Genomic DNA, 14,539 nt, shown 5'->3' with positions numbered 1-14,539 from the left:
ATTCCTCCTTAGCTCAATTGGCAGAGCATTCGACTGTTAATCGAAGGGTTGCTGGTTCAAGTCCAGCAGGAGGAGCGCGCAGTCCCCGTTCCGGGTTCCGGAACGGGGACTTTTTTATACCCGGAGGGGGTATTTCGCGACTGGCAGGCGCTGGCCCCGTGGCCGATTTCCCTACCGGCAAAACCTTTGCTAATGTCGTACCTGCTTCATTCCTCCTTAGCTCAATTGGCAGAGCATTCGACTGTTAATCGAAGGGTTGCTGGTTCAAGTCCAGCAGGAGGAGCGGACAGGTCCCGCGGCCGGTGAAAACCAGCCGCGGGACCTTTTTTTATTTCCTCTTTTTTGTTGCCCCGTCAATGGCCAGGGCTTTCCGCCGGGCAACGCAGTGGCGGGCAGTTCAGGTGGAGGTTCAGACGAAGTACATTTCCACCTGAAGGAAGCGCTGGGCCTCGGCGACCGCTGCCTGGAAGGCCTCCAGCTCCGTGGGGGATTTCCGAGGTTCCCGCGGGTGCCATTCATGCGGCGCCGAGTGCACCTGGGTGAATCCGCCGCCCGGGGGCGCATAGAAGATGCCGAACCGTTGCACCGGCCATTCCGGGGAAGATTCCGGTGCCACGAGGAGGGCGGAGTCATATGCGGGGTTGTACCACTGGGCGATTGGGCGGCGGCGGTCTTCGGTGAACAGGCCGGCGGCGAACAGGGCGGCCGACTGCGGACTGGTCTGAGCGCACAAGCGATCCCACCACAGGGGCAGGATTCCGGCGTCACACCGCTGCCAAGTGGCCGGAAGGGGCTGGTGATCCTGCCTGTCGGGCATGAAATAACTTTATCGCCCGGCGCGGACGTCGAACAGGGCGCGAGGGGGGCGCAAGGGCTGCAGGCCACGGACAGGGCTGCGTGGGCGGGTGGGCGGGGCCATAGGGCAGAGGCCAGAGTGCAGGCCATGTTGGCGGAGCGACGGGCCAGAGGACAAGAGCTGCAGGGTCGCAGGGATGCGCGGGCGTGCGGGTTTACTGGTGCAGGGTTGCAAGGTGTGGCTGGGCAGCGCCACAGGCACAGGGGTGCAGGGGTGCAGAGTACGGCTGGGCAGTGCCACAGGCACGGGGCCGGGCCACGGTGTCCGCTGTACTGGGGCTGTCCGGGGGACATGCTCAGTGCTGGCGGGATGCCCTTGGGGACATGTCCAGTGGTGGTCCTGGCGGATGGACATAGTGCAATATGTCCAGCCCCGGGCGCCAAGAATGGGCATGTCCCGTGGGGGAGGCCGTGAAGAATGGGCATGTCCCGTGGGGGAGGCCGTGAAGAATGGGCATGTCCCGTGGGGGAGGCCGTGAAGAATGGGCATGTCCCGTGGGGGAGGCCGTGAAGAATGGGCATGTCCCGTGGGAGAGGCCGCGATGAATGGGCATGTCCCCCCGGGGAGGGCCCGGCTACTGGATCGGTGGCACCGTACTGGGCCGAACAACCAGCCACAGCGCAGCGGCCGCCAGAAGGATGCAGACGGCCTGGACGGCGCCCATCGGGGTTGCGGAGCTGACGCCGAGCCAGCCGACCACCGGCGAGACCAGGCCAGCCATCAAAAAGGTCGCCGCGCCGAGAAGTGAAGCCGCGGTTCCGGCTTGGGCTCCGTGTTTGGCCAGGGCCAGGACCTGCACGGTGGGGAAGGTGAAACCGGCGCCCAGGATGTAGAACCACAGCGGCACCAGGACGCCCCACAGCCCGAACCCCAGCTGGTCGAAGACGACAATCAGGACGGCCATGACGAACATCCAGGCCGTGGAACAAGCCAGGATCCACTGCGGCGGGACGCGCTTGATGAGCCGCGCGCTGGTCTGCACGCCTGCCACGATGCCCAGCGAGTTGACGCCAAAGAGCAGGCCGTACTGCTGGGGCGTGAACCCGTAGACATTCTGGAACAGGAACGGCGAGGCGGAGAGGTAGGTGAAGAGGCCCGCGAAGTTCATCCCGCCCACCAGCAGCAGGCCTACGAAGATCCGGTCGGAGAACAGCACTTTGTAACGCTGGCCCATGGTCATCCCGGTTTTGCCGCGCTGTTCCGGCGGCAGGGTTTCCCGGATCACGAAGAGGGCCGCGATGATGACGCAGGTCCCGTAGGCGGCCAGGAACAGGAAGATGCCGGGCCAGGGCATCAGCAACAGCAGCTGGGAGCCGATGACCGGGGCGAGGATCGGCGCCAGCCCGTTGACCAGAGCCATCCTCGCGAACATCCGCACCATCGCGTAGCCGCTGAACAGGTCACGGACCATGGCCATGGCCACCACGCCGCCCCCTGCAGCCCCGACACCCATGAGGACGCGGAAAAAACCCAGCGTGGCGATGTCCGTGGACTGCGCTGCGCCCAGGGACGCCGCGATGTGGACCGCTGTCGCCACGATCAGGGGCAGGCGCCGGCCGAACTTGTCGCTCAGCGGGCCCACGACCAGCTGTCCCAGCGCGAAACCGATGGTCGTCCCCGTGAGCGTCAGCTGCACCGCGGCCGCGGAGACGCCAAGGCTGTCTTCCAGGGCCGGGAATGCGGGCAAGTAGAGGTCGACCGTGAACGGCCCGAGGGCGGTCAAAGCGCCGAGCGTCAGGATGTAGAGGAATTTACGACGGCGGCTCAGGGAATCACCGGGATTGTGGGGTGTGCTCACAGTGGTCCATCCTAGGGCCCGCCGGGGTGGCCGGCCGGTGGCTGGGCGGGCGCGCCACACCTTGCCCGAAAAGGCCTCCCAAGAGCCTAAATGATAGTTTTGACACCGGGGTCTGTGCGAAGCTGTCCAGACCCGGCAAGCCCGCGCGAGCGGATCGACGGATGGCACCAGTTAGGCGGGACCGATGAGCGGACGTCACAGCGGCGGCACAGGCAGCGGGTTGCGGATTTCCGCGCTGCCGCAAACCCTGAAGATGATCTTCAAGCTGGCGCCCCGGCAGCTCAATGACGAGATTGCCCTGGCCAAGGCCGAAATCAAGCGCAAGGGGGCACAGCTCGGCGTCGCCGGCGCCTTCTTCGCCGTCGCCTTGGTCTTCGTTGGACTCCTGGTGATCGGACTCTTCGTTGCAGCGATCATGGGACTGGCCACCATCATGCCCGCGTGGCTCGCCGCCTTGTTGGTCTCTGCCGTCTGCCTGATTATCGCCGCGATCGGGGCGCTCATCGGGCAGAACAAGTTCAAGAAGCTCATGCCGTTGGTCCCCGAGAACACGATCCGTGGGCTCAAGTACGATCTCGGCATCGCCAAGGAAGGCTCCGCCTTCGACGCCAGGATCCTGGACCCGAGCACCGAGCAGTACAAAGCAGCGAAGGCCGCCAAGGAAGCCGCCGCCGCCAAGGCGACGGCGGAAAAGGAAGCAAAGGCTGCCGCCAAGCCCGACTTCGGGCCGCCGCCCACAGAGGCTGAACTCCGACGCCGGCTGGACCTGCGGCGCACGCACCTTACCGGCGTCCGCGACGACCTCGGCCGCGAACTCGATGTCAAGACCCAGGCCCAAACCCTGCTGGCGGCCGCCCAGGTACGGCTCCAGGACGGAAAGGAGCAGCTCAGCGACAAGATCGCAGGCTTCCGCGCCTCAGCCCGATCCTCGGCGGGGTCGGCCGCATCCGCTGACGGGCAGGGCCTGGCCGACACGATCAAGCGGCGCTGGAAGCCCCTGGCTGTGCTCGCCGCCTCTGGGGCCGCCCTCGCGGTCCTGGTGCGCAGGCTGATAAAGGGCTAGACAGATCCCTGAACCTAAACGCCAAACCGTTGCCGTCCACGGAAAGGGGGAATCGATGAAGTTCATCGGCGCCGGCGCCCGCCCCGGGCAGCCCCTCGTCCACCGCGACGCGGTCTTCACGGTTCCCAATGTCCTGACTGTGGTGCGCTTCCTCGGCGTTCCGCTATTCATCTGGCTGGTCCTCTCGGAGCACAAGTACGGCTACGGTGCCCTCGTGCTCGCCGTCATGGCCAGTACCGACTGGGTGGACGGCTACATCGCCCGCCGCTTCAATCAGATGTCCAACCTCGGACGGGTCATGGACCCGATTGCGGACAGGCTCTCCCTGATCGCCGTCGCCGTGACCCTCGTGATCGCAGGCGTCGTCGAGTGGTGGTATCTCGCCGCGCTGCTGGTCCCGGACGCAGTCCTGCTGGCTCTGTCAGTGTTCTATTTCCACGGCCACCCGGATCTGCCGGTGAGCCGCATCGGAAAGATCCGGACGGGCCTGCTGCTGGTGGGCACGCCGCTGCTGGTGCTCTCCAAGCTTCCGGTGCCCGCCGCGGAGGTCTATGCCACGGTCGCGTGGATCTTCCTGGGCCTGGGCCTCGTGGGGCACTGGATCGCGGCCTACAACTACGTCTGGGCCATCATCGGCAAGGGCAGGCAGCTTCGGGCGCACGACGGCGGCTCCCGCTGATGGTCTGGGTTGCGGTTTTGCTTGCGGTCCTCGGCGCCTTCTGCCTGGCGTTTGGGGCACAGCGCCAGGGCAGTGCGGTCAAGGCCGATACCGGCGGCCTGGCGCTGAGCACCCACGGCCTGCTGCGGCTCGTGCGTAACCCCCGCTGGGTATTCGGGTTCCTTCTGCTGTGCGCCGGGATGGGAATGAACGCGATCGCCCTCGTCATGGCGCCCTTGACCGTGGTGCAGCCGATCGGCGCGATCGCCCTGGTCATCACCACCGTGGTCAACACCAAGGACCAGGGCCTGAGCATGAACCGGGCAACCGTCGTGGCCATCTCGCTCTGCGTGACCGGCTCAGCGCTGTTCGTGCTGCTGGCCGTCACCGCCACGCAGGAGAATCACAACGTCAGCAGCGAGGACGAGCTGACAATCGTGCTGCTTCTGGCCATTGCGGTTGCGGCCTTTGGCACGCTCGCGGTTCTGTTCAGGCACCGCATGAGCGCCTTCGTCTACATCCTCGGCGCCGGCGTCCTGTTCGGCTTCGTTGCTGTGCTGACCCGCATCATTGGCAGGCATCTGCTCGATCCAAATGGGCAGTTCCTGCTGAATGTGCCGTGGTACAGCGTCGTTGCGATTATTGCTGCAGGCGCTCTGGGATCGTGGTTTGTCCAAAACGCCTACTCCAGCGGACCGCCTGACCTCGTGATCGCCGGATTGACGGTGATCGACCCCATCGTGGGCATCGCGATTGGCATCGTGATTCTGGGAGAACTGCGTCCGGATGTCCAACCCGTGACGGCTATTGCCATGGGGACGGCCGCATTGCTTGCTATCGTGGGAGTCATAGCCCTCTCCAGGCACCACCCGGAAGTCACCAAGCGCAAGAAGGACGCGCGGAAGGCAGCGGGCAGGTCCTAGGGCGTCAGTCCAGACTTCGGCTGCAGGCCCGGCGCGCCTGTGCCGACTGCCAGCCGGCCGCCATTGATCCAGCTGTCCGCACAGCGACCACCAGGAGCTCTTCACGTGACTACGTCCGACAACCAGCCCCCGCTGACCATCCTGATTGCCGCTGACACTTACCCGCCCCACGTCAACGGCGCCGCCCAGTTCGGCTACCGCCTCGCCAAGGGCATGACAGCCCGGGGTCACGATGTCCACGTCCTGGCGTGCCGCCCGGGCAGGGGCCCGAGCTACAGCGAGTTCAGCGACGAGGCTACCGTCCACCGCCTGCGCTCCCACTCGGTGCCCACGCACGAGTACTTCCGGGTCACCTTCCCCTGGGAGATCAAGAAGGAAATCGGGCTGTTGTTCGACCGCATCCAGCCGGACGTGGTGCACATCCAGAGCCACTACATGATCGGCGAGCACGTCCTGTACGAGGCCGTGAAGCGCGGCATCCGGGTGGTGGCGACGAACCACTTCATGCCCGAAAACCTGAACCCCTTCCTGCCGTTCCCGCAGTGGTTCAAAGACATTGTGGGCCGGATCTCCTGGCGGGACATGGGCAAGGTCATGGGCCAAGCCGACGTCGTGACCACACCCACGCCGCTTGCCGCCAAAGCCATGCACCAGCACGCCTTCCTCCGCCAGGTCCTGCCCCTTTCCAACGGCATCGACGCCGCAGCCTACGAGCTGCATCCCGACGAAACGGTGGAACGCCACGCCAGCCCAACGGTCCTCTTCGCCGGCCGGCTGGCGGAGGAGAAGCACGTGGACGTCCTGATCGATGCCGTCGCCAAGACGCCCAAAGAACTGGACATCCACCTCGAAATCGTCGGCGGCGGAGAAGTCCGCCCTGCCCTGGAGGCGCAGGTCGCCCGGCTCGGACTGAAGGACAGGGTCAGGTTCCTCGGCCTGGCCAGTGACGCCGAACTTCGCACGGCCTACATCACGGCCGATGTGTTCTGCATGCCCGGCACGGCAGAACTTCAGTCCCTCGTGACCCTGGAGGCGATGTCGGCGTCCACGCCAGTCCTGCTGGCCGACGCCATGGCGCTGCCGCACCTGGTCCGCGACGGGGAAAATGGCTATCTCTTTATCCCCAACGACAGCGATGACCTCGCGGCCAAGCTGACGCGCGTGTTCTCGCTGCCCGACCACGAGCGTGATGCGATGGGCAAGACCAGCCGCGAAATGGTGGAAAGCCACGGTATCGCGCGCACGCTGCAGACGTTTGAGGACATCTACCGGGGCGCGAGCTACGACGACCTGGTCCTCTAGGCACATCGCCTGGCAGAACTGCAGCCCCTCCGAACGCTGCAGGTTCCACGGCGTCCAGTCCAAGAGCACCCGGGGCAGCACCGGCAGGCCGCCTGCCGGTGGCGGCATGCACGTGTGATGCGTCTACTATTGCTAGAGTATTTTTGCCCGGAACCAATCCGGCCCCCGCGGGCCAGGTCTGGCTCCGGGCGCAGGGGGCTATAGCTCAGCTGGTTAGAGCGCGGGACTCATAATCCTAAGGTCCTCGGTTCAAGTCCGAGTAGCCCTACTTTCAATTCTGCGGCGGCCTCCTCATCCGGGGTCCGCAACCACGGGAGCCGTGGCTGACGTCCGACGTCGGCCGCGGCTCCCTTTTTGTCGGGTTTCGTTGGGCCGGCACTTGCAGGCGTCCCGACACTGAGATAAGTTACTGATCAGTAACATATTGCCGGCGCGAAGCCCGCGCCCTTTGGTCCCCGCTGATCGAGTGAAGGAACACCATGTCCAAAGCTGCCATCGACATTCACAACCTGCCCTACGCCGATGGCGATTTCTTTGCGTTCGAGCAGCTGCTCAGCGCCAAGGAGCAGGACAGGCTGGCCGAAGTCCGCGAGTTCCTCACCCGCGAAGTCCGGCCGATCGCCGTCGATTGCTGGAATCGCGCGGAGTTCCCCATGGATTTGATCCCGAAGCTCGCCGAAATCGACCTGGTCAGCCCCGTCCGGAGGCAGGGCTACTCGAACCTCTTCGCAGGCATTCTGCACGCGGAGGCCACCCGCGCCGACACGTCGATCGCGACGTTTATGGGCGTCCATGACGGGCTCTTCACGGGCTCCATCGAAGCCCTTGCCTCCCAGGAGCAGCAGGACGCGTGGCTTCCCGAGATCTACTCGCTCAAGAAGATCGGCGCCTTCGGCCTCACCGAACCCCTGGGCGGCTCCGACGTCGCCGGCGGTACGCGCACCACGGCACGGCGCGACGGCGATAACTGGATACTCAATGGAGCCAAGCGCTGGATCGGCAACGCGACTTTCTCCGATTGGGTGGTCATCTACGCCCGCGATGTCGACGACAACCAGGTCAAAGGGTTCCTCGTGGACACCAAGACCGAGGGGTACAGTGCCGTGAAAATCGAGAACAAGATCTCGCTGCGCACGGTGCAGAACGCTGACATTACGCTCGACAACGTTGTGGTGCCGGAGTTCTTCAAGCTCGCCAACGCCAACAGCTTCCGCGACACCAACAAGGTCCTGAAAGTCACCCGCCTGGCCGTGGCCTGGCAAGCGGTGGGCCAGCAGCTCGCGGCCTTCGACGTCGCCCGGCGCTACGCCGTGGAACGCAGCCAGTTCGGCCGTCCGATTGCCTCCTTCCAGCTGATCCAGCACCAGCTCGTGCAGATCCTCGGCAATGCGGTCAGCTCCATGGGCATGATGGTGAGGCTTTCCCAGCTGGAGGACGCGGGGGAGGCGAAGGACGAGCAGTCCGCGCTGGCCAAGGCGTTCACCACCGCGCGGATGCGCGAAAGCGTGGCCCTGGGCCGGAGCATCCTCGGCGGGAACGGGATCGTGACGGACTTCGAGATGGCCAAAGTCTTTGCGGACGCCGAAGCCATCTACTCCTATGAGGGCACGCACGAAATCAACACCCTCGTCACCGGCCGGGCTATCACGGGCATTTCAGCGATCGTCTGACGGGCGCCAAACGGTCGCCGCGGCTGCCCGCGGGCGTCAATGGACGATCCGCGCATCAAAGACGGCGCCAAATGCTGCATCACGGACCCGGATTCAGGGGCGGGAGCAGAACCGACGGCCGAAGGTCCATCACGAAAGCCAGCGGGTTGACGTAGTCTTCGCCGCGGCGGACGCCCCAGTGGAGGCAGGGCGGGGCCGGGCCGCAGTGGCCGGTCTGCACCTGCCCCAGGACATCGCCCTCTGCCACGGCGGACCCTGCCCTCAGTGAACTCGCTACCGGCTCGAAACTGCTGCGCAGCCCGTTGCCGTGATCGATCGTGATGACCGGCCGGTCCACCACCGTCCCGACAAAGCTCACCGTCCCGGCGGCGGGCGACTTGAGCGGGGCGTCATCGAAGGCCGCCTCAAGATCGACGCCGCGGTGACCGCTGAGCCACGGCTTGGCCGGGGGATCGAAGGCGCGGAGCACCGCCGGCCGCGGGCTCAGCGGCCAGCTCCAGGCAGACGCAGGGACCGGTCCCGCCCTCGGGGAGCCCCGGCCGGAGGAAACCGCAGCCCGGGCGGCGGCGTAGCCGGCGTCTGTAGCGTCGGCGTCGGCGGCGGAGACATGGGCAGCGGCGGAGACATCGGCGTCGGCGGTGATGGGGGGAGGTGCCAGGAACGTGGCCAGGAACAATGCCGCCAGGAGCTGTGCTGCCAGGAGCAATGCCCGCAGGCCAAGTGGGAGCTTCATGGCCCCAGCCTGCCAAGGCGGCACCCCGGGCGGAATCTCCCGCCATGGCTATGTGGATAAGGTGCCCGCCGGCCCCGCCAAAGCCCCCGAACCCCGCACCGCTGCCGTGGCAAAACCGTCCTCCTGGGCGGGGTCGCTGTAGTACACTTGGTGGAGCAGTTTGCTGTGCCCTCACGCTTGTAAGTCGCGATATTCGTGATTGCCGAAGCCGGCACGCCTCATTCAGGGGTGCGGGGGAGCAGCAGCTGACTACGCGTATCCAGCCCTCCTCAAAAGAAGCCTGAAACTTCTGATGCGGAGGACTGCGCCTCCTGCGGTCCGTTCCACATGGCATGTCCATATGGCGCGGATGGGAAGCGCGGTGGATGCCAGGAGCAACGCCCGCCCCGGGCGAATGCTAAACAACCGTCAACTATTGGCAGGGTAAGAGGGCCATGGGCTCTCTCATGAATGACCTGCCGGAAGGAGCGTCGGCATGCCCGTCGTAACTATGCGCCAGCTGCTTGACAGCGGCGTCCACTTTGGACACCAGACCCGCCGTTGGAACCCGAAGATGAAGCGCTTCATCTTCACGGAGCGCAACGGTATCTACATCATTGACCTGCAGCAGTCGCTGTCCTACATCGACCGTGCCTACGAGTTCGTGAAGGCCACCGTTGCACACGGCGGCACCGTTCTCTTCGTCGGCACCAAGAAGCAGGCGCAGGAATCCATCGCCGAGCAGGCCACCCGCGTTGGCCAGCCGTACGTCAACCAGCGTTGGCTCGGCGGTATGCTGACCAACTTCCAGACGGTCTCCAAGCGCATCCAGCGCATGAAGGAACTCGAAGAGATCGACTTCGACGACGTCGCCGGTTCGGCTTACACCAAGAAGGAACTGCTGCTCCTTCGCCGCGAACTCACCAAGCTGGAAACCAACCTCGGTGGTATCCGCAACCTGACCAAGGCGCCGTCCGCGCTGTGGATCGTCGACACCAAGAAGGAACACCTTGCTGTCGACGAGGCCAAGAAGCTGAACATCCCGGTTGTGGCCATCCTGGACACCAACTGCGATCCCGACGAAGTCGACTTCCCGATCCCGGGTAACGACGACGCCATCCGCTCCGTCAACCTGCTGACCCGCGTTGTCGCCGACGCCGTTGCTGAGGGCCTCATCGCCCGTAACCAGCGCGCCACCGGCACCACGGAAGCTCCGGAAGAGCCGCTGGCCGAGTGGGAGCGCGAGCTCCTCGAAGGCAACAAGGCTGAAGCTGCTGCAGCGCCCGCCGCTGAGGCTGCACCGGCTGCTGACGAAGCACCGGCCGCCGAAGCTGCTCCGGCCGCTGAGGACGCACCGGCTGCTGAAGAAGCACCGGCCGCCGACGAAGCCAAGTAGTCAGACAAGTAAATCTGGATCTCCCCACATGCGCTCAGCTGCATAGGGGGTACCGACAGGATGGCCGCTCACTCGGTGAGCAGCCGTCCTGTCGGTCCGTACACCACATAAATTTCTAGACAGAGGGGTTCACATGGCGAACTACACTGCCGCTGATATCAAGGCTCTGCGCGAGCGCACTGGCGCCGGCATGATGGATGTCAAGAAGGCTCTTGACGAAGCCAACGGTGACGCCGAGAAGGCCATCGAAATCATCCGCATCAAGGGCCTGAAGGGCGCCACCAAGCGCGAAGGCCGCTCCACCGCCGAAGGCCTGGTTGCCGCCAAGGTCGCCAACGGCGTCGGCGTGATGATCGAAGTCAACTGCGAGACCGACTTCGTCGCGAAGGCTGACAAGTTCATCCAGCTGGCCGACAAGGTCCTGGCTGTGGCCGTCGAGTCCGGCGCTGCCGACCTCGAGACCCTGCTCGCCACCGAGGTCAACGGCAAGCCGCTGTCCGAGGTCGTCATCGAAGAGGGCGCCGTTCTGGGCGAGAAGGTTGTTGTCCGCCGCATCTCCCGCATCGAGGGCGCCACGGTCGACGCTTACCTGCACAAGACCTCCAAGGACCTCCCGGCCCAGGTCGGCGTGCTGTTCGCTGTTGACGGCGAAGGCGAAGCGGCTGCCACCGCAGCCCACGACGTCGCCGTTCACGTCGCCGCCATGGCTCCGAACTATCTCACCCGTGAGGACGTTCCGGCCGAGCTCGTCGAGTCCGAGCGCCGCATCGCCGAGGAAACGGCCAAGGCCGAGGGCAAGCCCGAAGCCGCGATGACCAAGATCGTCGAAGGCCGCGTTACCGGCTTCTACAAGGGCGAGGTCCTCGTTGACCAGGCATTCGCTAAGGATGCCAAGAAGTCTGTCGCACAGGTCCTCGAAGAAGCCGGCGTCAAGGCAACTGCCTTCACGCGCTTCCGCGTCGGTTCCTAGTCAGACTGGCCAGACACCAGTCAGGCACTAGCCAGACACGCTAAGGGGGTGGTCACCACGGTGGCCACCCCTTTTGCATGCACCCGTGAGGCGCCGTTTCCGGCCACGGCCGGAATGCCGCCTTGGGCGCCCAGCACGATAACCTAACTCAGAGTTCACCAACGGGAAGGCACCATGGAAACCGTCACCACTTCAGCCCAGCCAAAGAAGAACAGGCGCCGCGTCCTCTTGAAGCTCTCCGGCGAGGTCTTCGGCGGTGGAAAACTGGGCGTCGACCCGGATACCGTCCGCGGCGTGGCCAAGCAGATCGCCGCAGCAGTTCCCGACGTGGAGGTCGCAATCGTCGTCGGCGGAGGCAACTTCTTCCGCGGAGCCGAACTGTCCCAGAGCGGCATGGACCGCTCCCGCGCCGACTACATGGGCATGCTCGGAACCGTCATGAACTGCCTCGCGCTCCAGGACTTCCTTGAGCAGGCCGGGGTGGAAACGCGCGTGCAGAGCGCCATCACCATGGGCCAGGTTGCCGAGGCCTACATCCCCCGCCGCGCCATCCGCCACATGGAAAAGGGCCGGGTTGTCATCTTCGGCGCCGGCGCCGGCCTGCCGTACTTCTCCACGGACACCGTGGCCGCCCAGCGCGCCATGGAGGTCCACGCCGACGTCGTCCTGATGGCCAAGAGCGGGGTCGACGGCGTCTACACCGCCGACCCGAAGAAGGACCCGACGGCGGAGAAACTGCACCGCCTCAGCTACGACGACGCGCTCCGCCGCGACATCCGCGTGATGGACCAGACCGCGATGACCATGTGCAAGGACAACAACCTCACAATGGTGGTCTTCGGCATGGAAGGCGAGGGCAACGTCACCCGCGCCATCCGGGGCGAAGACCTGGGCACCGTCGTCACCCCCTAGCAGCGGCTAGGATGTTTTCAGGACCTTTCCGCCGCCAGGCGGAAGACAAAAGCGCCCGGCGGAATACGGCAGGCGCACAAAGAAGACGTGCCGCGCCCCGGCCCCCGGGACGCACCAATTTCTGAGGAGAGACCGTGATCGAAGAAACCTTGCTCGAAGCCGGGGACAAGATGGACAAGGCAGTTGAGGTAGCCAAGGAAGACTTCGCCTCGATCCGGACCGGCCGCGCGACGCCTGGCCTGTACAACAAGGTCATCGTCGAGTACTACGGCACGCCGACGCCGCTGCAGCAGCTGGCCTCCTTCGCGGTCCCGGATGCCCGCACCATCCTCGTCACCCCGTACGACAAGACGGCCCTGCGCGACATCGAACGTGCCCTCAGCGACTCCGAGGTCGGCGCCAACCCGTCCAACGACGGCAACGTCATCCGGATCACCATTCCCGAGCTGACGTCCGAACGGCGCAAGGAATACGTCAAGATCGTCAAGTCCAAGGGTGAGGACGCGAAGGTGTCCATCCGCAACATCCGCCGTAAAGCGAAGGAAACGCTGGACAAGCTCGTCAAGGACGGCGACGCCGGCGAAGACGAAGGCGCGCGCGGTGAGAAGGAACTCGACGCCATGACCAAGGCACACGTGGACGGGATCGACGAGCTGCTCAAGCGCAAGGAAGCTGAGCTGCTCGAGGTCTGATGAATCAGGCACAGGAGGCCTCCGGGCCGCGCGCCCGGAGGCGGGGGAAGCAGCGCGAGAACCCAACGCCCAAAGCGGGCCGGAACCTGCCCGCCGCTACCGTGGTGGGCGTTGGCATGCTGGTGTGCGTCCTCGGCGGCCTGCTGTTCCTTCCGCTGGGCTTCGTCCTGGTGACCGCCACCTTTGCGATCTTCGGCGTCTGGGAGATCTTCCGTGCGCTGGAGGCCGCAGGCACCCGCCTGCCGATCGTGCCGGTGATGGTCGGCACGGTCGCCATGCCGATCGCCGCCTACTTCGGCGGCCTCGAAAGCCTGCTCTTCGCCATGCTCGTCAGCAGCGTGGCGGTGCTGTTGTGGCGGACCCTGGAGGGCGCCGCCGGTTCGGCGCGGAGCATTTTCGCAGGGGTCTTCACCCTGTCCTGGGTGCCGTTCCTGATCAGCTTTGCGGCGCTGCTGCTGCACACCGCCGACGGCGAGACGCCGGTAGGCCTGTGGCCTGACGGGGTGATTCCGGCGGGTGCGTGGGAAATCGCGACCCTGCTGCTTTTGGTGGTGGCCAACGACACCTTCGGTTACCTCGTGGGCGCATCCCTGGGCAAGCATCCGATGGCCCCCAAGATCAGCCCCAAGAAGACCTGGGAAGGCTTCGCCGGCTCGATCGCCGGGGCCGTCGTCGTGGGCGTGCTCGCCATGATCTTCGTGCTGGGCGAACCGTGGTGGTTCGGCGTCGTGCTCGCCGTGGGCATGGTGGCAGCCGCCACCGCCGGCGACCTCGCCGAATCCATGGTCAAGCGCGAGCTCGGCATCAAGGACATGAGCAGCATCCTCCCCGGACACGGAGGCGTCATGGACCGGCTGGACTCGATTGTCTTCGCCTCGCCGGTGGCGTTCATCCTGTTCTCGGCCCTCACCGCCGCCTAGAAGCACCGGACCAGCACTTCCGGCGCCTAGAATGGTGCCGAGCAAACCAGCCGAACGGCATCAAAGGAACAAAGTAACAGTGGACATTCAACGGCAGATTCCTGCGTCTTTTGACCGCGTGCAGCGGAACCAGTATGGCTACAACGCCAGGCAGGTCGACGATTTCCTGCAGCGCGCACGGGTGTCATTCGAAGCTCCGTCCTCGGCCTCCCGCGCCATCAAGAGCTCGGACGTCCGCGTCGTGTCCTTCGATCCCGTGAAGGGCGGCTACGCCGCCGCCGGCGTGGACGCCGCGCTGGACCGGCTCGAAGACGCCCTCGCCCGGCGTGAGCGCGATGAGCTCGTTGCCGAACGCGGCGAAGATGCCTGGCTGCGCGAAATCGGCCGGCTCGCGGGCGTCCTGCGCGGCCGCCTGCACCGCCCGGACGGCCAACGCTTCCGGCGCCCGTCCAAGCCCAAGGCCCGCAGCTACAACACCACCGACGTCGACGACCTCTGCCACGAGCTGATCGGCTACCTCGAGGAGGACCAGCCGCTGAGCGTGGACAACGTCCGGCGCGCCGTGTTCCGTCCCGCCGTGGGCCGGGAGGGCTACGAGGAAAGCCAGGTCGACGCATTCCTGGAGCGCGCCGTCGAGCTCATGGCGGCCATCGACTAGTCACACCCC

Annotated in this window: 14 protein-coding genes and 3 tRNA genes; 14 read left to right on the top strand and 3 right to left on the bottom strand. The window is 65.5% G+C overall.

Annotation, left to right across the window (positions count from 1 at the left end; all coding sequences use genetic code 11):
• Positions 1-2: 2 nt before the first annotated feature.
• Positions 3-75: transfer RNA gene (locus tag AC1DKN_RS13680), tRNA-Asn, on the top strand.
• 135 nt (positions 76-210) lie between these two features.
• Positions 211-283, top strand: a tRNA-Asn gene (locus AC1DKN_RS13675).
• Between the two features lie 126 nt (positions 284-409).
• Here the strand turns inward: AC1DKN_RS13675 and AC1DKN_RS13670 are convergent.
• Together AC1DKN_RS13670 and AC1DKN_RS13665 are read right to left on the bottom strand one after the other, a co-directional pair.
• On the bottom strand, positions 410-817 hold the full coding sequence (locus tag AC1DKN_RS13670; protein WP_476849386.1) for a hypothetical protein: 408 nt from the start codon (positions 815-817) through the stop codon (positions 410-412).
• A gap of 613 nt (positions 818-1,430) precedes the next feature.
• A complete protein-coding gene (locus AC1DKN_RS13665; RefSeq protein ID WP_476871569.1) occupies positions 1,431-2,654 on the bottom strand; it encodes a multidrug effflux MFS transporter in 1,224 nt (407 codons plus the stop codon).
• 184 nt (positions 2,655-2,838) lie between these two features.
• Here AC1DKN_RS13665 and AC1DKN_RS13660 point away from each other — a divergent pair, with 184 nt between their 5' ends.
• The 6 genes from AC1DKN_RS13660 to AC1DKN_RS13635 all read left to right on the top strand — a co-directional run bounded on the left by AC1DKN_RS13660 (position 2,839) and on the right by AC1DKN_RS13635 (position 8,270).
• Positions 2,839-3,717 carry a phage holin family protein gene (locus tag AC1DKN_RS13660; protein ID WP_476856480.1) on the top strand — a complete coding sequence of 293 codons (879 nt, stop codon included), beginning with the start codon at positions 2,839-2,841 and terminating at the stop codon, positions 3,715-3,717.
• Between the two features lie 55 nt (positions 3,718-3,772).
• The gene (locus AC1DKN_RS13655) at positions 3,773-4,396 is read left to right on the top strand and encodes a CDP-alcohol phosphatidyltransferase family protein (protein ID WP_476871568.1); all 624 of its coding nucleotides are present in this window, start codon (positions 3,773-3,775) and stop codon (positions 4,394-4,396) included.
• Positions 4,396-5,298 carry a DMT family transporter gene (locus tag AC1DKN_RS13650; protein WP_223914060.1) on the top strand — a complete coding sequence of 301 codons (903 nt, stop codon included), beginning with the start codon at positions 4,396-4,398 and terminating at the stop codon, positions 5,296-5,298. The genes AC1DKN_RS13655 and AC1DKN_RS13650 overlap by 1 nt, the downstream gene beginning before the upstream one ends.
• A gap of 105 nt (positions 5,299-5,403) precedes the next feature.
• Positions 5,404-6,600: a glycosyltransferase gene (locus AC1DKN_RS13645; protein ID WP_476849390.1), complete on the top strand. Its 1,197-nt coding sequence runs from the start codon at positions 5,404-5,406 to the stop codon at positions 6,598-6,600.
• 194 nt (positions 6,601-6,794) lie between these two features.
• Positions 6,795-6,868 (top strand) — tRNA-Ile (locus AC1DKN_RS13640).
• 211 nt (positions 6,869-7,079) lie between these two features.
• On the top strand, positions 7,080-8,270 hold the full coding sequence (locus AC1DKN_RS13635; RefSeq protein ID WP_476871567.1) for an acyl-CoA dehydrogenase family protein: 1,191 nt from the start codon (positions 7,080-7,082) through the stop codon (positions 8,268-8,270).
• Between the two features lie 79 nt (positions 8,271-8,349).
• Here the strand turns inward: AC1DKN_RS13635 and AC1DKN_RS13630 are convergent, their stop codons facing one another.
• The gene (locus tag AC1DKN_RS13630; RefSeq protein WP_476871566.1) at positions 8,350-9,003 is read right to left on the bottom strand and encodes a M23 family metallopeptidase; all 654 of its coding nucleotides are present in this window, start codon (positions 9,001-9,003) and stop codon (positions 8,350-8,352) included.
• 475 nt (positions 9,004-9,478) lie between these two features.
• Between AC1DKN_RS13630 and rpsB the strand changes: the two genes are divergently transcribed.
• The 6 genes from rpsB (at position 9,479) to AC1DKN_RS13600 (ending at position 14,530) form a co-directional block, all read left to right on the top strand.
• On the top strand, positions 9,479-10,378 hold the full coding sequence (gene rpsB, locus AC1DKN_RS13625) for a 30S ribosomal protein S2 (protein ID WP_476849393.1): 900 nt from the start codon (positions 9,479-9,481) through the stop codon (positions 10,376-10,378).
• Between the two features lie 133 nt (positions 10,379-10,511).
• Positions 10,512-11,348 carry a translation elongation factor Ts gene (gene tsf, locus AC1DKN_RS13620; protein ID WP_476871565.1) on the top strand — a complete coding sequence of 279 codons (837 nt, stop codon included), beginning with the start codon at positions 10,512-10,514 and terminating at the stop codon, positions 11,346-11,348.
• 174 nt (positions 11,349-11,522) lie between these two features.
• Entirely contained in the window at positions 11,523-12,260 is a 738-nt protein-coding gene (gene pyrH, locus AC1DKN_RS13615; RefSeq protein WP_018774549.1) for a UMP kinase, read from the top strand.
• A gap of 134 nt (positions 12,261-12,394) precedes the next feature.
• Positions 12,395-12,952, top strand: coding sequence for a ribosome recycling factor (gene frr / locus AC1DKN_RS13610; RefSeq protein WP_018774548.1), 558 nt, complete (start codon positions 12,395-12,397; stop codon positions 12,950-12,952).
• Positions 12,952-13,872, top strand: a complete 921-nt coding sequence (locus AC1DKN_RS13605) for a phosphatidate cytidylyltransferase (protein ID WP_079551459.1) — start codon at positions 12,952-12,954, stop codon at positions 13,870-13,872. The genes frr and AC1DKN_RS13605 overlap by 1 nt, the downstream gene beginning before the upstream one ends.
• Positions 13,873-13,903: 31 nt before the next feature.
• Positions 13,904-14,530, top strand: coding sequence for a DivIVA domain-containing protein (locus tag AC1DKN_RS13600; RefSeq protein WP_476849395.1), 627 nt, complete (start codon positions 13,904-13,906; stop codon positions 14,528-14,530).
• Positions 14,531-14,539: the final 9 nt, after the last annotated feature.

It is taken from the genome of Arthrobacter sp. 01N444 (assembly GCF_056399305.1).
The sequence above is the reverse complement of the archived record's forward strand: the minus strand, read 5'-3'. Positions and strand labels throughout refer to the sequence as shown.

Coding starts and splice junctions, on each gene's coding strand:
- rpsB (WP_476849393.1), top strand. CDS start 9,479: ATGCCCGTCGTAACTATGCGCCAGCTGCTTGACAGCGGCGTCCACTTT.
- tsf (WP_476871565.1), top strand. CDS start 10,512: ATGGCGAACTACACTGCCGCTGATATCAAGGCTCTGCGCGAGCGCACT.
- AC1DKN_RS13635 (WP_476871567.1), top strand. CDS start 7,080: ATGTCCAAAGCTGCCATCGACATTCACAACCTGCCCTACGCCGATGGC.
- AC1DKN_RS13660 (WP_476856480.1), top strand. CDS start 2,839: ATGAGCGGACGTCACAGCGGCGGCACAGGCAGCGGGTTGCGGATTTCC.
- AC1DKN_RS13655 (WP_476871568.1), top strand. CDS start 3,773: ATGAAGTTCATCGGCGCCGGCGCCCGCCCCGGGCAGCCCCTCGTCCAC.
- AC1DKN_RS13605 (WP_079551459.1), top strand. CDS start 12,952: ATGAATCAGGCACAGGAGGCCTCCGGGCCGCGCGCCCGGAGGCGGGGG.
- pyrH (WP_018774549.1), top strand. CDS start 11,523: ATGGAAACCGTCACCACTTCAGCCCAGCCAAAGAAGAACAGGCGCCGC.
- AC1DKN_RS13630 (WP_476871566.1), bottom strand. CDS start 9,003: ATGAAGCTCCCACTTGGCCTGCGGGCATTGCTCCTGGCAGCACAGCTC.
- AC1DKN_RS13670 (WP_476849386.1), bottom strand. CDS start 817: ATGCCCGACAGGCAGGATCACCAGCCCCTTCCGGCCACTTGGCAGCGG.
- AC1DKN_RS13600 (WP_476849395.1), top strand. CDS start 13,904: ATGGTGCCGAGCAAACCAGCCGAACGGCATCAAAGGAACAAAGTAACA.
- AC1DKN_RS13650 (WP_223914060.1), top strand. CDS start 4,396: ATGGTCTGGGTTGCGGTTTTGCTTGCGGTCCTCGGCGCCTTCTGCCTG.